The sequence below is a fragment of the Bacillus sp. CCNWLW194 genome, assembly GCF_037120585.1.
GTDB lineage: Bacteria > Bacillota > Bacilli > Bacillales > Bacillaceae_G > Bacillus_A > Bacillus_A basilensis.
This window is the reverse complement of record NZ_JBBBBL010000017.1, coordinates 25,789-43,722: the sequence shown is the minus strand read 5'-3', so window position 1 is coordinate 43,722 and position 17,934 is coordinate 25,789. Positions and strand designations below refer to the sequence as shown.

19 protein-coding genes, 1 riboswitch and 1 other annotated feature are annotated in these 17,934 nt (G+C 35.6%); of the genes, 4 read left to right on the top strand and 15 right to left on the bottom strand.

Annotation, left to right across the window (positions count from 1 at the left end):
* Positions 1-280: 280 nt before the first annotated feature.
* Entirely contained in the window at positions 281-1,153 is an 873-nt protein-coding gene (locus V7S50_RS27875; RefSeq protein WP_336376672.1) for an LPXTG cell wall anchor domain-containing protein, read from the top strand.
* A gap of 115 nt (positions 1,154-1,268) precedes the next feature.
* Here the strand turns inward: V7S50_RS27875 and proS are convergent, their stop codons facing one another.
* Together proS and V7S50_RS27865 are read right to left on the bottom strand one after the other, a co-directional pair.
* Positions 1,269-2,699 carry a proline--tRNA ligase gene (gene proS, locus V7S50_RS27870; protein WP_242256562.1) on the bottom strand — a complete coding sequence of 477 codons (1,431 nt, stop codon included), beginning with the start codon at positions 2,697-2,699 and terminating at the stop codon, positions 1,269-1,271.
* A 47-nt stretch (positions 2,700-2,746) separates the two neighbouring features.
* Positions 2,747-2,953 (bottom strand) — a binding site (T-box leader).
* Between the two features lie 93 nt (positions 2,954-3,046).
* Positions 3,047-3,340, bottom strand: a complete 294-nt coding sequence (locus V7S50_RS27865) for a YesK-like family protein (RefSeq protein ID WP_063221644.1) — start codon at positions 3,338-3,340, stop codon at positions 3,047-3,049.
* 156 nt (positions 3,341-3,496) lie between these two features.
* On the opposite strand from V7S50_RS27865, the gene V7S50_RS27860 reads away from it, so the two are divergent.
* Together V7S50_RS27860 and V7S50_RS27855 are read left to right on the top strand one after the other, a co-directional pair.
* A complete protein-coding gene (locus V7S50_RS27860) occupies positions 3,497-4,810 on the top strand; it encodes an alkaline phosphatase family protein (protein ID WP_242256563.1) in 1,314 nt (437 codons plus the stop codon).
* Between the two features lie 108 nt (positions 4,811-4,918).
* A complete protein-coding gene (locus V7S50_RS27855) occupies positions 4,919-6,202 on the top strand; it encodes an MFS transporter (RefSeq protein WP_242256564.1) in 1,284 nt (427 codons plus the stop codon).
* A 36-nt stretch (positions 6,203-6,238) separates the two neighbouring features.
* Here V7S50_RS27855 and V7S50_RS27850 read toward each other — a convergent pair whose 3' ends face one another.
* From V7S50_RS27850 to V7S50_RS27815, 8 genes are all read right to left on the bottom strand, one after another.
* A complete protein-coding gene (locus tag V7S50_RS27850; protein WP_242256565.1) occupies positions 6,239-6,631 on the bottom strand; it encodes a hypothetical protein in 393 nt (130 codons plus the stop codon).
* A gap of 12 nt (positions 6,632-6,643) precedes the next feature.
* Positions 6,644-6,895 carry a helix-turn-helix transcriptional regulator gene (locus V7S50_RS27845; RefSeq protein WP_080468319.1) on the bottom strand — a complete coding sequence of 84 codons (252 nt, stop codon included), beginning with the start codon at positions 6,893-6,895 and terminating at the stop codon, positions 6,644-6,646.
* A 56-nt stretch (positions 6,896-6,951) separates the two neighbouring features.
* Entirely contained in the window at positions 6,952-8,184 is a 1,233-nt protein-coding gene (locus V7S50_RS27840) for an MFS transporter (RefSeq protein ID WP_242256566.1), read from the bottom strand.
* A gap of 66 nt (positions 8,185-8,250) precedes the next feature.
* Entirely contained in the window at positions 8,251-8,832 is a 582-nt protein-coding gene (locus V7S50_RS27835) for a TetR/AcrR family transcriptional regulator (protein ID WP_063221639.1), read from the bottom strand.
* An 80-nt stretch (positions 8,833-8,912) separates the two neighbouring features.
* Positions 8,913-9,056 (bottom strand): hypothetical protein, encoded by a 144-nt coding sequence (locus tag V7S50_RS27830; protein ID WP_063221638.1) that lies wholly within the window; start codon positions 9,054-9,056, stop codon positions 8,913-8,915.
* Between the two features lie 127 nt (positions 9,057-9,183).
* Positions 9,184-9,423, bottom strand: a complete 240-nt coding sequence (locus V7S50_RS27825) for a hypothetical protein (protein WP_098555136.1) — start codon at positions 9,421-9,423, stop codon at positions 9,184-9,186.
* 13 nt (positions 9,424-9,436) lie between these two features.
* Positions 9,437-9,751, bottom strand: a complete 315-nt coding sequence (locus V7S50_RS27820) for a thioredoxin family protein (RefSeq protein WP_242256567.1) — start codon at positions 9,749-9,751, stop codon at positions 9,437-9,439.
* 10 nt (positions 9,752-9,761) lie between these two features.
* The gene (locus tag V7S50_RS27815) at positions 9,762-10,133 is read right to left on the bottom strand and encodes a J-domain-containing protein (RefSeq protein WP_242256568.1); all 372 of its coding nucleotides are present in this window, start codon (positions 10,131-10,133) and stop codon (positions 9,762-9,764) included.
* 371 nt (positions 10,134-10,504) lie between these two features.
* Between V7S50_RS27815 and V7S50_RS27810 the strand changes: the two genes are divergently transcribed.
* A complete protein-coding gene (locus V7S50_RS27810; RefSeq protein ID WP_242256570.1) occupies positions 10,505-12,529 on the top strand; it encodes a glycosyl hydrolase family 18 protein in 2,025 nt (674 codons plus the stop codon).
* Positions 12,530-12,998: 469 nt separating this feature from the next.
* On the opposite strand, the gene V7S50_RS27805 is transcribed toward V7S50_RS27810, so the two are convergent.
* The 5 genes from V7S50_RS27805 to V7S50_RS27785 form a co-directional block, all read right to left on the bottom strand.
* Positions 12,999-14,531: an ABC-F family ATP-binding cassette domain-containing protein gene (locus V7S50_RS27805; RefSeq protein WP_242256572.1), complete on the bottom strand. Its 1,533-nt coding sequence runs from the start codon at positions 14,529-14,531 to the stop codon at positions 12,999-13,001.
* A gap of 388 nt (positions 14,532-14,919) precedes the next feature.
* Positions 14,920-15,669: an ABC transporter ATP-binding protein gene (locus V7S50_RS27800; protein ID WP_242256574.1), complete on the bottom strand. Its 750-nt coding sequence runs from the start codon at positions 15,667-15,669 to the stop codon at positions 14,920-14,922.
* Positions 15,666-16,664 (bottom strand): ABC transporter substrate-binding protein, encoded by a 999-nt coding sequence (locus tag V7S50_RS27795; protein ID WP_242256576.1) that lies wholly within the window; start codon positions 16,662-16,664, stop codon positions 15,666-15,668. The genes V7S50_RS27800 and V7S50_RS27795 overlap by 4 nt, the downstream gene beginning before the upstream one ends.
* Complete coding sequence (locus V7S50_RS27790) at positions 16,661-17,434, bottom strand: ABC transporter permease (protein ID WP_001057157.1); 774 nt, start codon at positions 17,432-17,434, stop codon at positions 16,661-16,663. Before V7S50_RS27790 ends, V7S50_RS27795 begins: the two co-directional genes overlap by 4 nt.
* Positions 17,406-17,726 carry an MTH1187 family thiamine-binding protein gene (locus V7S50_RS27785; protein WP_000082906.1) on the bottom strand — a complete coding sequence of 107 codons (321 nt, stop codon included), beginning with the start codon at positions 17,724-17,726 and terminating at the stop codon, positions 17,406-17,408. Before V7S50_RS27785 ends, V7S50_RS27790 begins: the two co-directional genes overlap by 29 nt.
* 100 nt (positions 17,727-17,826) lie before the next feature.
* A riboswitch (TPP riboswitch) is annotated at positions 17,827-17,928 on the bottom strand.
* Between the last annotated feature and the right edge of the window lie 6 nt (positions 17,929-17,934).

The window sequence follows — 17,934 nt, the reverse complement described above, 5'->3', positions numbered from 1 at the left end:
GGGGGTTTTGTTCATCCCCCACTGATTATTAGCCCTCACCAATCGGGCTTTTACGGACAGCCCGCCCCCACCTAACTTCTTTGCTTTCGCTGAATTTTCAGGTGGGCATCTTACTGCCCGGCGAATAGCGGGGTAAAGAGTTTACACTAACTCTTTTCTCTCTTTAGAAATACACCACCTTTTTCTATATATAGTTTTTTTTGCATAAAACCCTTTTTCCTATGAAATATTACAAAGGGATGTATTTTAGATGGAATATTAATTTCTTAGGAGGTAAACAATGACGAAAATCTTCATTTTAGCATCAACACTCTCTTTATCTTTTTTTAGTGGTTTAAATATCGGTAATGCAGCAACAGAAAATTTCTCTCCAGCAACAAACGCAATTGTACAAAATAACGATCATTTCGCAGAAGGTAACTTAAAAGATAATAATAAACCACCAGGAAACGGTGGTTCTCAGGACGATAGTGGCTCTGATGGCAACGGTTCTGGTGGCAATGGCTCTGGTGGCAACGGTTCTGGCGGCAACGGTTCTGGTGGCAGCGGTTCTGGTGGCAACGGTTCTGGCGGCAACGGTTCTGGTGGCAACGGTTCTGATGGCAGCGGTTCTGGTGGCAGTGGTTCTGGCGGCAACGGTTCTGGCGGCAATGGTTCTGGTGGCAGTGGTTCTGGCGGCAACGGTTCTGGTGGCAACGGTTCTGATGGCAGCGGTTCTGGCGGCAATGGTTCTGGTGGCAGTGGTTCTGGTGGCAGCGGTTCTGGCGGCAATGGTTCTGGTGGCAGTGGTTCTAGTGGCAATGGTTCTAGTGGCAATGGTTCTGGCGGCAACGGCTCTGGTGGCAGCGGTTCTGGCAGCAATGGTTCTGGCGGCAATGGTTCTGGCAGCAATGGTTCTCAGGGGGGCGGCCGTGTTAAAAGCGATAGCAGTTCTCAAGGTGGCAATGGCTCTCAAGGCGGTAACCGTGTTAAAAGCGATAGCAGTTCTCAAGGTGGCAACGGTTCCCAAGGTGGTAATGTAAAAGATAATGCGAAAAAACAAGGCGATAAGTTACCTAATACTGCAACACATTATCCTGCATCTATTTTAATGGGACTTTCAACATTCCTAATTGGTATGCTACTATTTATTCGCCGTAAAAACGCAAAATAAAAACACATCCTCCATCTAAAAAATACATGAAACAAATTGTAAAACTAAAAAGGACTTTGGATTGCATTTTATTATGCAGCCCAAAGTCCTTTTCATCATTTCTATCAAAAGATTATTAATACGCTTTTCCCCAATACACCATTTGCTTAGCTTCTTTACCACAACAAATACATTCGTCAGCTACATGCTCTTGCTCAAAAGGCATACAGCGAGAAGATACTCCAACTTCTTCTTTTAGTTTCTCTTCACAAGCTAATTCTCCGCACCACATCGCTTTAATAAACCCTTGCTTTTCATCAGCTACTTTTTTCATCTCTTCGAAATTCGTCACACTATACGTATTCTCATCGCGAAATACTTTTGCTTTATTAAATAAAGAAATATGAATTTCTTCAAGTAGTGCTGGAATACGTTCTTCTAATTGATCCATTGATATAAATTCTTTTTCTTTCGTATCTCTTCTTACAAGTACTACTTGATTCTTTTCAATATCTTTAGGACCAACTTCTAATCGAATTGGAATGCCCTTCATTTCATACTCATTAAATTTCCAGCCTGGCGTTTTATTGCTAGCATCTATTTTTACTCGTGCAACCTTTTGAATATGTCCTTGTAGCTCTGTCGCTTTCGCTATAACTCCTTCTTTATGCTGAGCAATCGGCACAATAACAACTTGCACTGGAGCAACTTTTGGTGGCATTACAAGTCCATTATTATCACTATGAACCATAATCAGTCCACCTATCATTCTTGTTGATACGCCCCAAGATGTTTGGTGTACATATTGCCATTTACCGTTACGATCTAAAAATTTAATATCAAATGCTTCTGAGAAATTCGTTCCAAAGTTATGAGATGTTCCTGTTTGAAGTGCTTTTCCATCATGCATTAAACTTTCAATCGTATAAGTTGCCTTTGCTCCCGCAAACTTTTCTTTGTCTGTTTTTTGTCCTTTAATTACTGGTATCGCTAAGTAGTCTTCACAGAAAGAAGCATATAGATTTAAAATATTTAACGTTTCAGTTTGAGATTCTTCTGCTGTTTCATGAATTGTATGACCCTCTTGCCATAAGAATTCCGTTGTACGAAGGAATGGTCGCGTTGTTTTCTCCCATCGAACTACTGAACACCACTGATTATATAACTTTGGCAAATCATTATAGGATTGCACAATTTTTGAAAAATGTTCACAGAATAAAGTTTCAGATGTAGGGCGTATACAAAGTCTTTCCGCTAATTTTTCATCCCCGCCATGTGTCACCCATGCTACTTCAGGAGCAAATCCTTCTACATGATCCTTCTCTTTTTGCAATAAGCTCTCTGGGATAAACATTGGCATATACACATTTTCATGACCCGTTGCTTTTAACTTCTCATCCATCACTTTTTGCATATTTTCCCACAATGCATAACCATATGGACGTAAAATCATACACCCTTTTACACTTGAATAATCAACAAGTTCTGCTTTTTTTACAATATCTGTGTACCACTGTGCAAAGTCCTCTTCCATCTTCGTAATTGCTTGTACTTGTTCTTTTGCCATAGTTAGTCTTCCTCCTTCTAGAAAATACAAAAAAGCCCGCGTCCCTAAATAGGGACCGAGCTTTGCCGGCGTTACCACCCTGATTCATGCACAAAAATTGCGCATGCTCTCTTTTTGATAACGGGAAATTCCCGCTGCATATGCAGAACTCAAAGGTAGGTTCCATATCGCCCTTTTAAGAATCTTCCAGCCTGACGGATTCTCTCTCTGCTAAAAAGGTTGTACATGTACTAGTCCTTTTTCATCGTTATAACGAAATAAATTTGTTGAATATCATAATATAAATTTCACTTCAAAACAAGAGCGAATTTTCTTATTTTTATATATTCTTTTCATTTTTTACAGTTTTATACGTAGCTTTTTCGCGAGATTTTTAAAAGTTGATGTGCAATCATACCGATAAGTGTGCCCAGTAGGACGAAGAAACCAATAAATCCATATCCCATTCCTTCCCATCCACCAATAACCATCATTGTAATGGGAAAGGATGCTAAGCAAAGAAGTATTAAACTAAGTGCAAATATAATATCAAACTGCTTGTCTGGAAACCGTTTCTTTAGTAAATACGAAATAGCAAATACAAGGATAATCGTAATTCCGCCAATGATGTAAAAGATACCAAATCCATCTAGCCAATCCATAGTATTCCCTCCTTCCATTCATTCCCTTATACTTAATTATATGTTTAATTTTTCTGAAAATAAACATATAAATTTTATTCAAAAAATATATTTTTATTACTAGGTATTAATAGTAATATATAATAATAGGTTTTATATAATTAGGAGGATTACTTTATGGATAAAGCATTAACGAATCGTGTCATTATTTTATCATTCGACTGTTTATCAGCTTTAGATTTTCCTATACTACAAAAATTACCTCATTTCCAATCTCTAATAAAAAATGGCACGGTTGTCGAAAAAGTAGAACCAATTTATCCTTCTGTAACATATCCAAGCCACTCAACAATCGTAACCGGTAATTACCCTAACAAGCACGGTGTTGTTAGCAATACATTACTTCAACCTGGACGCGAATCACCAGATTGGCATTGGTACCGAAAATCCATTAAAGGAACAACGTTATACGATGAAGCACGTAAAGCAAATTTAACGACAGCTGCCCTTCTATGGCCTGTTACTGGCAAAGCAAATATTGATTACAATTTACCAGAAATCTTTCCAAATAGACCGTGGCAAAATCAAGTTTTAGTTTCCTTATTTAGCGGTAGCCCGCTATATCAATTAGATTTAAATCGTCGTTTCGGCCATATACGAAATGGATTATCACAACCTGAACTCGATGATTTCGTACTTGCTTCTGCTGTGCATACAATCCAGACGAAAAAGCCTAATATTATGTTTGTACATTTCACCGATTTAGACACCCAAAGACACTATTATGGATTTGAATCTAACGAAACAGTAGCTGCCATCCATAGGCACGATGAACGTCTAGGAAAAATTATTCAAGCATTAAAAGATAGTGACCTATACGAAGAAAGTACAATTATCGCCCTTGGTGATCATAGCGCTTTAAGTGAAAACAAATCCATCCAATTAAATGTGCTATTCCACCAAAGAGGACTTATATCTCTAAATAAAAAAGGTAAATTAATAGACTGGAAGGTCTATTGCCAAAGTTGTGACGGCTCTGCCTATGTATATGTGAAGGACAAAAATGATACGGATACAATTCGAGAAGTACAACTACTCCTTGAAGAACTACTTAAACATAAACAAAACGGAATTGAATTTATACTTCACGATGAAGATGCAAAGGAATGCGGTGCAGATGGTAACTGTTTATTTATGTTAGAAGCGCGAGAAGGGTATTATTTCACTGAAAACTATACAGGAGATTTTATAAAAGAAATTACTAAAAAAGATGTTACGCCTAGTAAAAAATATACATTTGGTACGCATGGATACTCTCCAACAAAACCTAACTATGAAACAATTTTTATCGCTGCTGGGAAAGGGATAAAAAGCGGTGTTACCGTCCCGTATATAAGACTTATTGATGAAGGTCCAACTATCGCTAGACTACTCGGTTTACACTTAGGTGAAACAGACGGGTCAATTGTAGAGGATTTACTTCAATTGTAAAGAACTGTGTATATATGTAAAAGTTATGTAAAATTCATCACTGTTTCTCTTTTTATAATTTTTATTTTTGTACACTGTTAGTAGAACAAATTTAAGGGGGAACATTATATGAAAAAAATGTCCAGACAAGAAAAAAGCTGGATATTATACGATTGGGCGAACTCGGTATATTCGCTCGTCATTACAACCGCATTATTTCCAATTTACTTTAAAGCAGCTGCAAAAGAAGCTGGATTATCCGGTGCAACTTCAACAGCATATTGGGGATATGCAAACTCATTCGCAACACTTTTAATTTCTATACTTGCTCCTATTCTCGGCACAGTTGCTGATTATAAAGGATTTAAAAAGCGATTTTTCACATTCTTCTTTGGACTCGGCATCGTATTTACAAGTATGCTAGCAGTTGTTCCAACATCTCAGTGGTACTTATTATTAGGATGCTATATGCTCGCATTAGTCGGTTTTGCTGGGGCAAACATTTTTTATGATGCATTTTTAGTAGATGTCACTACTGAAGATAGAATGGACCGAATTTCTACGAGAGGTTTCGCTTTAGGCTATATTGGGAGTACTATTCCTTTTATCGGTTGTATCGCTCTTATTATTCTTGCTCAAAAAGGAACTATCCCTTTATCAGTTGGCATTGCTAGTCAAATTTCATTCGCGATAACTGCTCTTTGGTGGGGACTATTTACAATTCCAATGCTGAAAAACGTAGAACAAACACATTATATTGAACGTCATCCAAGACCAATTACAATGAGCTTCAAACGCCTTACTGAGACTTTTAAAAATATTAAAGAATATAAAACGGTCTTTATGTTTCTAATCGCTTACTTTTTCTATATTGATGGGGTCGATACAATTATTACTATGTCTACCGCTTACGGAACAGATCTTGGTATTAGTGCAACGAATCTATTAATCATCTTATTTGTCACACAAATTGTAGCTTGTCCATTCGCTTTACTATATGGAAAATTATCAGAAACCTTTACAGGTAAAAAAATGCTATATGTCGGTATTATTATTTATATCATTATCTGCACATATGCTTATTTCTTAAAAACAACACTCGATTTCTGGATCTTAGCAATGTTAGTTGCCACTTCTCAAGGTGGTATTCAAGCGCTTAGTCGGTCCTATTTTGCAAAACTAGTACCTAAAGAATCTGCAAATGAATTCTTCGGATTTTATAATATATTTGGCAAGTTTGCCGCGATTATGGGTCCAGTATTAGTCGGTGTTACAACGCAATTAACTGGAAAAACGAACGCTGGTGTTCTTAGTATTATTGTATTGTTTATTATCGGTGGATTCCTATTAACTAGAGTCCCTGAAAATAATACATCCGTTACACCACCTAATCCCAAAACTAAAACGCTATAAGAAAAAGATCCTCTTCTTGCGAGAAGTGGATCTTTTTTATCGATAACGTCTTACAATTAAAAACTCAACAGCTGGCTTTACAACTATCGCAGCACATAACGCAAACAATAGCGGTATGTTATGAAAATCAATCCATTTATTAAAACCTACTGATGCGAAAAACAAACCAAAAATGAATACAACGAGTACATAATACGTAACATTTGCACTCCTTTTTAATACATGTTTTTCTAAATCTTCGTTTTCCTCAGTTTCCCCTTCAACGCTATATGATGCCAAACTTTTAAATAGATAATGTAACGCGATGCTACAAATAAATAGTGCATACCAATTTACTTGAAGTTCAGTTAACCAATAATAAAGTGCAAACACTAACGTACCTATAGCTACTAATACAGTAACGAAAAAGCTTATTTTCTCTTTCCCCAACAACTACTCCCCCTACTGCTTGTACAAAAATAGTTTATCAACAGTTGTTCCTAATACTTCCGCTAAACGGAACGCTAATGCTAAGCTTGGATCATATTTATTATTCTCAATTGCATTTATCGTCTGTCTAGAAACCTTACATTTATCAGCTAATGCGCCTTGTGAAATATTATTTTCAGTGCGTAATTCATGGATTTGATTTTTCACACCATTTCTCCTAACCTGTAAAATCGTTTTTACATCATCAGTATATAATTGGCTCATATAGTTGTCAAAAGTTCCCCAAAGAAAAAGGGAGCAATTCTGCTCCCTTACAATAGTTATTTCGAAGCTAACGAATTTGTTAGTTCCTCTTTATTAACGACATCTTCATTCTTTATTTGCATGCGTAGAACTGGTCCTATTGCCAATAATATAAGTGCCATTGCTATACAAAATACAATAACTAGTGAAGTCATTTCCTTTAATCCTCCAGCTAAAGCAGTACCAATTAGCATAGCTCCCATAAACAGCGGTAAAATTGTTCCATTTACTCTTCCAACCATATTTTCTGGTACAAGTTGAATCATAAGCGTACCGACAACGATATTAACACAAGCTAAACAAATACCTGTTCCAAATCTCATGAAACTAGTAATCCAAAATGATGTAGATAGCCCTTCTACTAAAAATGACATCGCTAATATGCTCATACCGAATACAAACATCTTTTTCGGATTCACTTTTGAAGCGAAAACTGCAGCAATAATACCACCAATTAACATACCTATTCCATCAGCTGCAGCTAAATATTGAACTGCTTCCTTTTCCATTCCAAGGCGTTCTATTACAAGAAACACCTCTAATGGATTCGTTAGTCCAACAGCTAAGCCCATAATAGTAAAAGTAATCGTAATCATACGTAAATTTTTCGTATGAAGAACATATTTCCAACCTTCTTTTATATCATTTTTCAATGAATCTCTCACCACTTGCTCTTGTTCAATCCATTTCGGTAAAAAAGAAAGAGCGATAGCAGATAACAAAAATAAAATGATTAAGCTATATAGTGACGTAAATAAACCAAGTTGTGTATACACAAGCGATCCTACCACTGGTCCAAAAATCATAAATAATGACTGTAATGTTTGGTTAAATGCAATCGCATTCGCTACCTGTTCTTCCTTTACGTAGCGCTTAAATATACGCGAGGATGATGGCTGAGAAAACTGGCCTACAATCGCGGAAATGAGTGTTGCAAAAAATATAGCCTGCCAATAATCTAGCTTTAACAACAAGACAATACCTATGATAGATAGTACACTTAACACATCTCCAGCAACCATCGTTCTTTTCGGATTCCAGCGATCAGCTAGTGCACCACCAATAAACGAGAAAATAAAGATAGGTGCATATTCCATAACCGATAACAACGAAACTGAAACTGGATCATTATTCGTTCTCTCCATTATGAAATACAAAAGAGCCATATTTCTGATCCAAATTGCAAATTGTTGTAAAATATCAGATGCCATAACGAGCATAAATGCTCGATTTTTAAATAAAGCGTTCATTTTCATTCCCCTTTCACAAACCGACCGTTCGGTCTAATATATTTTGTAAGAAAAGCAACTGACTTATTATTCAGCTGCCATTCCTTTTAACAATACATCTATCGCCTTTTTATAAATACGTTTCAGCTCTTTATAATCTAACTCGTAGTAAAGTACTCCAAGCCCTGATAATAATCCATTCACAATATACATAAGATCGCGCGTATTATCTTCACGAAACTCTCCAGACTGTATGCCTGCTTCAATTAATTTCTCAAACATAACGTATGATTCTCTAGTTAAAGCTAACATTTCATCCAAAGTTTCTTTGCTTACAACTTGGCTCATAGAAAATTCTTCTATTGCATTAGAAATAGGTTGCTGTATGTCCTCTACATAATATTCCGCGAGACCATATAGTTTTTCAGTACTCGTACTATACAACTTCTCTTTTTCATTCCATTTCTCAAGCCAATCATACGTATACTGCTTCACTACAAATAAAAATAATTCTTCTTTACTTTTAAAGTGATAATAAATGCTTCCTTTACTCCGCTCTGTAATTTCACAAATATCTTCCATAGATGTAGCTGCATAGCCTTTTTGTGAAAACAGACTTTCTGCTTTATATGCAATTTCTTTTTTGATCTCTTCTGCGCTTCTTCTCATATTTACACCTCTTTAAACCGACCGTTCAGTCTAATAATAACAAATAAAAAACCTCTATCGCAAGAGGCTATATTCTTTATTTAAGAAAACGTACTTTCAAACCAAGTTCGAATCATATGTATTATTCCAAATTTAAATCCTAATTTAACAAGAAATACGCTTCCCGCAGCTATTAAAAATAACGCTACTTTTCCCTTGTTTTTCACTTTCGGCTCCCTCTTCATTTTCATTCCCCTTAGTATATTAAAAATATTTAATCAAACGTTTGTTTAACTGTTTTTATGCATATGTAAGCCATCTAATCAAACGTTTGTTTAAAAAAGAAATACGCCTATATAAGGCGTATTCTCATCAATCGCCACCGCCGCCGCCATCGCAGCTACCTCCACTATCTCCACCAGAAGATCCTCCACAATCATGTGAACCGCCATCATTATCCGATCCAGCAAAGAAAAATAATGGTGATGAGCTATTAGACGAATTATGTATATTATTTTGTTTCGCAAGATTTACCTTCTTTTTGTTTGAACGAACCGCTATTACGATTATTCCAATTACAACAAATAATAGTATGAAAATAATAAATTCCATATAGATCCCTCCCTTAATCTTCGAATAATTGAATGCTTCTCTCTAGATTTTCAAGTGAAATGAAACGCGATTCACGAAGAATCTCTTTTCCATTATGAAATAATAAAATTGTTGGACCTGTAAATACTGCATATCGCCCCGCAACCTCTTGCATGTCTTGCAGTAATATCTCTATTTTCTCCACGTAATCATAATTCTCTAATACGTAATTTACTTTCCTTAACATAACATCACAAACACCACAATTTTCCGTTTTAATAAACAGAAGTACTAATGGTTGTTCTTCAATGTATGTTGCTAATTCTTCTATCGTTTCAAATTTATTCATCTTATCCCTCTTAACGTAGTTTACGAAATACTTTACCTTGATACATACGAAATGCTGAACTGTCTTTAATCTTTCTTTTTTCCATTACCTGCTGAAAGCGTAGTGTTTTTGCTGTTAACTCTTCTTGTAATTTTTTTCTCTCTTCTTCATCATAACAGCAAGCGATTAAATCCTCTATTTTTAATATATCTTTTTGTAGTTCCATTTCTCGGGGAATCATTCCCGCATTTTTTAAAACTTTATAACTCATTCTAAGTTCTGGAGGTACCATCGAAAGATCTTCTAATTGTAGTGGCTTTCCTTTTCCCGGAATATTATCAAGGTCACCATTCCGTATTGCTTGACGAATTTTTTCTTCAGCAATATTCAAAAACACATCCACACTATTCCCTCCTTTACATATTTTTACTATTATTTTACATGATATTTTCTCATCTTGCTACGTCATAAGAAATCGACTTCATACAATTTTTTCTCAATTTTATTTATAAGGCGCTATTTTCTACCTCACAAATATTTCATTTTCATATACAGTTTGTATTCAAGCCTTTTTATATTGAGAAAATCCTTCCGAATCGAATAAAGCGTTTACACTAAATCTTACATTTGTTACGATTTAATCATCCCTAGCTTCTTGTATAGACTTCGTGATGTCTGATCATTTTCATCTAGATGATTTATACATCTAGATTCATTTTGATTTATTGGCGCATGCCTTTAAATATATCTTTTATTTTGAAAGGAGAAATGGCTATGAAATCAAAAAAATTCACACTGCTATTACTATCCCTACTACTCTTCTTACCTCTTTTTCTCACAAACTTTATTACTCCAAACTTCGCATTAGCAGATTCACCAAAGCAAGGTCAAAAAATTGTTGGGTATTTTCCTTCATGGGGCATTTACGGACGTAATTATCAAGTTGCAGAAATTGATGCATCAAAACTCACTCATCTAAACTATGCATTTGCTGATATTTGCTGGAATGGAAAACATGGAAATCCTTCTACACACCCTGATAATCCAAATAAACAAACGTGGAACTGTAAAGAATCTGGTGTACCACTGCAAAATAAAGAAGTTCCTAATGGTACTCTCGTATTAGGTGAACCATGGGCTGACGTCACAAAATCTTATCCAGGATCAGGGGCAACTTGGGAAGATTGTGATAAATACGCCCGCTGCGGAAATTTCGGAGAACTGAAACGATTAAAAGCTAAGTATCCACACTTAAAAACAATTATTTCCGTTGGTGGCTGGACTTGGTCTAACCGCTTTTCTGATATGGCCGCTGATGAAAAAACAAGAAAAGTATTTGCTGAATCTACAGTCGATTTCCTACGCGAATATGGATTTGACGGTGTTGATTTAGATTGGGAATATCCTGGCGTTGAAACGATTCCTGGTGGTAGTTATCGTCCTGAAGATAAGCAAAACTTCACTCTACTTCTTCAAGATGTTCGAAATGCACTAACTAAAGCTGGTGCAGAAGATGGTAAACAATATTTACTAACAATCGCTTCAGGTGCAAGCCAACGTTATGCTGATCATACAGAGCTAAAGAAAATCTCTCAAATACTTGATTGGATTAATATTATGACATATGACTTCCATGGTGGATGGGAACCTACTTCTAACCATAATGCAGCTCTATACAAAGATCCAAATGACCCAGCAGCGGATACGAAATTTTACGTAGATGGTGCTATAGACATTTATACAAATGAAGGTGTTCCAGCGGATAAACTCGTATTAGGTGTACCTTTTTACGGACGTGGATGGAAGAGTTGCGGAAAAGAAAATAACGGACAATACCAACCTTGTAAACCAGGTAGTGATGGAAAGCTAGCCTCTAAAGGTACTTGGGATGATTATTCTACCGGTGACACAGGTGTGTACGATTATGGTGATTTAGCAGCTAATTATGTTAATAAAAATGGGTTTGTTCGCTACTGGAACGATGTAGCGAAAGTACCTTATTTATATAACGCGACTACAGGCTCATTTATTAGCTACGATGACAATGAATCTATGAAATATAAAACAGACTATATAAAAACGAAAGGTTTAAGTGGAGCAATGTTTTGGGAATTAAGTGGGGATTGCCGTACAAGTCCAAAATATAGTTGTAGTGGACCTAAATTACTTGATACGTTAGTAAAAGAATTACTGGGTGGACCTATTACTCAAAAAGATACTGAGCCACCAACAAACGCAAAAAATATTGCTGTTACAAATAAAAATTCAAACTCAGTTCAATTGAACTGGACTGCATCTACTGATAACGTAGGAGTTACTGAATATGAAATTACTGCCGGAGAAGAAAAATGGAGTACAACAATAAATAGCATTACAATTAAAAACTTGAAACCTAATACAGAATACACATTTTCAGTAATTGCCAAAGATGCTGCTGGAAATAAGTCGCAACCTACCGCTATTACAGTTAAAACAGATGATGCTAATACGACACCTCCTGGTGGAAATGGCAATGCTACCTTTTCTGTCACTTCCAATTGGGGAAGTGGTTACAACTTCTCGATTATAATTAAAAATACCGGGACGATCCCTATTAAAAACTGGAAATTAGAATTTGATTATAAAGGCAATTTAACGCAAGTTTGGGATTCTAAAATTAGTAGTAAAATAAATAATCATTACGTAATTACGAATGCAGGATGGAATGGTGAAATTCCTCCTGGTGGATCGGTTACAATCGGAGGGGCAGGAACAGGTAATCCCGCCGAACTTGTAAATGCATCCATTAGCGAAAACTAAAGGTAACATCCCTTAATTATTTCACTAAAGTTTGAATTTAGGTTTGAGTGCTCTATCCTAAATTCAAACTTTTAATTTTATGAAAAATCATAAATTAGTATTACAATAACCTATTATATTTATATTTAGTTTCTAATATGAAGTTCATGTGAAGTTCATCTGAATTTTACATGAATTTCCTTTAAGTTCTATTGTCTTCCTATAGTAATCACATTATCCTTTACATATAGGAATTATTTTCATTCCATTCCAAACTATCTATATATATAAAAGAAGATAGTCGCCTATTAGGGAAAGGCATCTAGTATTATTATAAATATAAACATAACAAAAGAAAAAGCACGCTTATAAGCGCACCATAAGAGTGCTTCTTCATACAATTCTCATGTAAGAGTTCTCGAAAATCATGTTAATCACAAAGAAAAGGCATTAGCTTATATAAGCTAATGCCTTTTCTTTATTCATACTGTTAAACGTTCCATTCTTCTATATTCCATACTTTTGTTATCCATGCTTCATAGAAAGAAGGCTCATGTGAGACAAGTAAAACTGTTCCTTTATATTGTTGTAACGCTTCCTGCAAGGACTTCTTTGTTTCTATATCCAAATGATTAGTTGGTTCATCTAAAATTAAAACATTGCTTTTCGTTACGATAAGTTCACATAAACGTACTTTCGTTTGTTCTCCGCCGCTTAATAAACGAATAGGTTTTAATACGTGTTCTTCTTTCAATCCACACTTTGCTAATGCTTGGCGCACTTCTTTCTTTGTCATATCTGGTCGTTCTGCCCAAACTTTCTCTAATGGTGTTGTTTCTGAAGCAAACTCCTCCTGTGCAAAATAAGCAGGATTTACTCGTTCTCCAACAGAAATTGAACCACTTAGCGGTTTTATTTGACCTAATAACGTTTTTAACATCGTCGTTTTTCCAATTCCATTATGACCAACAATCGCTATCTTTTCTCCCTTTTTCACTTGTAAATTCAACTCTGGACATAACGGATCACTATATCCTATCCTTAGTTTCTCAGCTTGCAATATACGACTCACTGGCTCCTCATAAACATTGAAATCAAAACGAGTTTGAGTTACATGATTAACCTTTTCAACCCTTTGCATTTTCTCTAACACTTTCTCTCGACTTTTAGCCTGTTTCGCTTTTCGAATTTTATTTTTTTGAATAAATGTTTCTAACTGAGCAATTTCTTTTTGTTGTTTCGTATACGCCGATTGTAATTGTTTCGTTTGCACTTGATAACTTTGCACAAACTTTTCATAATTTCCTGCGTATCGCTTCACTTTCCCTCCTTCTAGATGATAAATAACATTCGTAATACTGTTCAAAAATACTTCGTCATGTGAAATGATTACATAAGCTTTTTCATACAGTCTCAAATATGATCGCAACCATTCTATATGAGCTGTATCTAAATAGTTTGTTGGCTCATCTAGCAATAAAACATCAGCTTTTTCTAAAAGGAGCTTCCCAAGTAATAACTTTGTTCGTTGTCCTCCACTTAACTTTGAAACATCCTTTTCCAAACCTACCTCAAACAACCCTAAACCAATTGCTACTTCTTCAATTTCTGTATGAATTTGATAGAAATTAGAACTTTCCAATATAGTTTGTAATTCTCCATACTTTACTAACAGTTTTTCTACTTCTCCTGCTCCATTCATTTCTTCAGCAATTTTTAACATCTCACATTCAATCGCATACAAATCAGAAAATGCACTTTGTAAATATCTTTCAATCGTTATCCCCTCTTGTAAATCCATATGCTGCTGTAAAAAACCTACCTTCACATGCGGAAACCATTCAATGTTCCCATCATCATGTATAAGTTCTCCTGTTAAAATCCTTAACAATGTTGATTTTCCAATTCCATTTTTCCCTACTAACCCAACATGCTCGCCCTTTAATAATCGAAAGCACGTATTATATAAAATGGTTTTCTCACCATACGAATGACTTAAATTTTCTACTGTTAATATACTCATTTTTTTCTCTCCTTTACTTATCATCCATAAGCTAAATAAGAGAGAGCGACAGTATAAAGCCTTATTTAATTGTGCATATAAAAAATGGGTAAGGTGAATACACCTTACCCATTACATATTATCGTAAAAAAGGATTAAGGTTCTTTACCTGCTGTCTTCAATTTAGCTTAATCGTTAAAAATGGGCAGACTTCTCCCACATCAAGCTAAAACCATTTGAAGAACAGTTGATAAAGTCATTTTATCCTTTCACTCCTTTAGCATTTGTTATATTAAGAGTATAAACTACTCTGTTATATTCTATTCTCTATTTTTTCCTTTGTTCCTTCTTCTCCTATAGAAAAAGCCTCTTAACAGTAATTATACAAAAAACTGTTAAAAGACTTTTTCTATTTTTTCATATAAGGAGCTAATACTCTCAAAATTTCTTCCTTATCCTTCTTTAACTCAAGCGATGTTAACATATCCATCGTTCGTGGCCTAGGTAATTTCACTTTTACCTCACCAACTATTGACGCTGGTCTTTGAGATAAAATAAATACGCGATCCGATAGCAAGATTGCCTCATCTAAGTCATGTGTAACCATAACGATTGTTTGCTTCTCTTGGTGCCAAGAGTTTAAAAGCCAGCTGTGTACTTCCATTTTTGTAAAGGCATCTAATTTTCCAAAAGGCTCATCAAGTAGCATAATTGGCTTTTCACATAAATATGTGCGAAGGAAGCTAATTCTTTGACGCATTCCACCTGATAATTCATCTGGATAATGATCTGCATATTCATCTAGTTCAAACTGCTTCAACGCTTCCATTCCTTCTGCCAGCCTTTGTTTTTTCAGCTTCCCTTCGATTTCTAACGGAAGAACGATATTTTGCAAAGCTGATCGCCATGGCAGCAATAAATCTTGTTGCGGCATATAACTTACAGCATCTTGCTCTTGTACTTGCTTATCCTTATACGTTACGTTCCCACTTGTTGGATTTTCAACATTTGCAATCATATTTAATAATGTGCTTTTCCCGCAACCACTGGGTCCTACAAAGGAAACGAATTCTCCCTCTCGTATAGAAGCACTAATATTTGCTAATACATTCTTTCCATCGAAAGATTTCACAATATCTTTTATTTGTAATCCACTCATTTTTCACTTGGAAGGAACTCATTTGTAAAGGCATCTTTCACATCAATTTTCTTCTTAATAACTTTGTTATCATATAAGAAATTCATGTAATTCGTCCAAACTTCTTCCTTCTGTACTCCCCATGCTTTTGCATCATCTTGATACTTCGTACTTAACCACTTTTGACTCTCTTGCACTAACTCTTTATTCACATCCGGAACAGCTTTAATTAAAATATCCGCTGCTTCTTTTGGTTCTTTAATTGCAAAATTATACCCTTCTGTCGTTGCATTCATAAACTTTTTCACAAAGTCTTTATCTTGCTTCGTATGTTTTTCACTTGTAATAATAACAGGGCTATAGAAATCGAGCGCTGGATCTAAGTCTTTCACCATAATTGTATTTAACTCTTTTCCTTGACGCTTCGCTTCAATACCATCCCAACCGTAATAAATCCATTCGAAATCAGCATCACGGCCAATTGATTTAAAGAAGTCTGTTTGTCCTAAAATGATTTTTTCGACTTTATTAAAATCAGCTTGATGTTTCTCCATAATTGTCTTTAACGTTGCTTCTTCTGCTGGTCCTCCCCAGCCTCCGTAACGTTTGCCTTCAAAATTTTTCGGTGAAGTCATGTTATCTTTCTTAAGTGACGCAAAAGCTGAAGTGTTATGCTGAATAATCGCCCCTACAGATACAACAGGAATACCTTCCACCCGAGCCAACGTTACATTTTCTTGTGCGCTTATTGCGAAGTCAGCTTTTCCTGAAGCTATCATTTGCTCTGCTGTTACATTGTCACCAGGCTGAATAATTTCTACATCTAAGCCTTGCTTTTTATAATAATCTTTCGCTTGTGCTACATATAAACCAGTATGATTCGTATTCGGAAACCAATCTAATACTACTTTTACTTTTTGATCTTTACTTGCACTTTCTTCTTTCTTCGCCGGATTACATCCAACCACACCTACTGCTAATAAGGCAGCCAACATAACTTTTAAACCTTTTTTCATTTTCTGCCGTCCTTTCTATATATCCATGGTGCTGTTATTCTTGCCATAAACTCCACGATAAAATACAGACATAATGTCACCATGACAATAATTGCTGCAACACCAAATACCCGGGCAGTTAAAAAGGATTTTGTAGCCCTCGTAAGCATAACTCCTAACCCTTCGCTGGCACCGAGCCATTCTCCAATAATCGCTCCCATGACGCTATATGTAACTGCAATTTTCAAACCAGAGAAAAAGTATGGAAGCACTGCCGGAAACTTTACTTTCTGGTAAACTTGCCATTTCGTTGCCTTCATCGTTTGCAACAACTTCAACATATTTTTATCTACCGTTTGAAAACCTTCTAAAATACTAAGCGCAATCGGGAAGAAACAAACGAGTATTACTACCATTACTTTCGGTAGCATTCCATATCCAAACCAAATAATAAATAACGGTGCAAGTACAACGATTGGAATCGTTTGCGAAATAACAAGCAACGGATTTATTAAAATACGAAATAAAGGGATAACGTCCATAAGAATTGCAATACTTGTCCCAATTAAAATCGCAAAAAATAGTCCAATTATAACCTCTTGTAACGTTTGCATCGTATTCGGTAATAGTAAATCCTTCATTCCAATTAATTCTTGAACAATGGCAGAAGGCTTTGGTAAAATCCAAGGTTCAATTTTAAATAATGAAACAGATCCTTCCCATATTGCAATGAGAAGGATAAGCCAAATTGTTGTAATTATTTTAGATTGCTTCTGGTTTTGCATATTCATCACGGTACTTCCAAACCTTTTCATCTATCGTTACACCAGTGCTTGGACGATAATGGATTTTAATAGAAGTAATCACTTCTTCAGCTCCAGCATCCACGCAAGCTTGTTGCGCACGTTTAACGACATCAAGAAGTACATCTAATTCTCCTTCCAGCGTTGTTTCCATTGCTCCTACTTCATAACGAACTCCCGATTGTTGTACAACTTCAATTGCTTTATCAACAACAGAATATACATCTTTTGTTTTTGCTTGTGGTACTACTGAAAATGACATTGTAACTTGTTGTGACATAATAATATCCCCCTTCTGAAATTAAATTTTAAAACAAGAAAAGGCTTTCCTACTACGTAGGAAAGCCTTGTATGCAAGTTATTATAGAATAACATATGCTACATCACTTTAAGTAACTCCCTACGCTGGCATTATCCAGATCAGGTTGAGGGTCGATGTTTGCTTACATCCTCTCAGCCAATTGGCTCCCCGGTCCTTAATTCGTTTT

What these genes read in the sequence shown, in the direction of transcription:
- V7S50_RS27875 (WP_336376672.1), top strand. Translation starts at nt 281, where the DNA reads ATGACGAAAATCTTCATTTTAGCATCAACACTCTCTTTATCTTTTTTT.
- proS (WP_242256562.1), bottom strand. Translation starts at nt 2,699, where the DNA reads ATGGCAAAAGAACAAGTACAAGCAATTACGAAGATGGAAGAGGACTTT.
- V7S50_RS27865 (WP_063221644.1), bottom strand. Translation starts at nt 3,340, where the DNA reads ATGGATTGGCTAGATGGATTTGGTATCTTTTACATCATTGGCGGAATT.
- V7S50_RS27860 (WP_242256563.1), top strand. Translation starts at nt 3,497, where the DNA reads ATGGATAAAGCATTAACGAATCGTGTCATTATTTTATCATTCGACTGT.
- V7S50_RS27855 (WP_242256564.1), top strand. Translation starts at nt 4,919, where the DNA reads ATGAAAAAAATGTCCAGACAAGAAAAAAGCTGGATATTATACGATTGG.
- V7S50_RS27845 (WP_080468319.1), bottom strand. Translation starts at nt 6,895, where the DNA reads ATGAGCCAATTATATACTGATGATGTAAAAACGATTTTACAGGTTAGG.
- V7S50_RS27840 (WP_242256566.1), bottom strand. Translation starts at nt 8,184, where the DNA reads ATGAACGCTTTATTTAAAAATCGAGCATTTATGCTCGTTATGGCATCT.
- V7S50_RS27835 (WP_063221639.1), bottom strand. Translation starts at nt 8,832, where the DNA reads ATGAGAAGAAGCGCAGAAGAGATCAAAAAAGAAATTGCATATAAAGCA.
- V7S50_RS27830 (WP_063221638.1), bottom strand. Translation starts at nt 9,056, where the DNA reads ATGAAGAGGGAGCCGAAAGTGAAAAACAAGGGAAAAGTAGCGTTATTT.
- V7S50_RS27825 (WP_098555136.1), bottom strand. Translation starts at nt 9,423, where the DNA reads ATGGAATTTATTATTTTCATACTATTATTTGTTGTAATTGGAATAATC.
- V7S50_RS27820 (WP_242256567.1), bottom strand. Translation starts at nt 9,751, where the DNA reads ATGAATAAATTTGAAACGATAGAAGAATTAGCAACATACATTGAAGAA.
- V7S50_RS27810 (WP_242256570.1), top strand. Translation starts at nt 10,505, where the DNA reads ATGAAATCAAAAAAATTCACACTGCTATTACTATCCCTACTACTCTTC.
- V7S50_RS27805 (WP_242256572.1), bottom strand. Translation starts at nt 14,531, where the DNA reads ATGAGTATATTAACAGTAGAAAATTTAAGTCATTCGTATGGTGAGAAA.
- V7S50_RS27800 (WP_242256574.1), bottom strand. Translation starts at nt 15,669, where the DNA reads ATGAGTGGATTACAAATAAAAGATATTGTGAAATCTTTCGATGGAAAG.
- V7S50_RS27795 (WP_242256576.1), bottom strand. Translation starts at nt 16,664, where the DNA reads ATGAAAAAAGGTTTAAAAGTTATGTTGGCTGCCTTATTAGCAGTAGGT.
- V7S50_RS27790 (WP_001057157.1), bottom strand. Translation starts at nt 17,434, where the DNA reads ATGAATATGCAAAACCAGAAGCAATCTAAAATAATTACAACAATTTGG.
- V7S50_RS27785 (WP_000082906.1), bottom strand. Translation starts at nt 17,726, where the DNA reads ATGTCACAACAAGTTACAATGTCATTTTCAGTAGTACCACAAGCAAAA.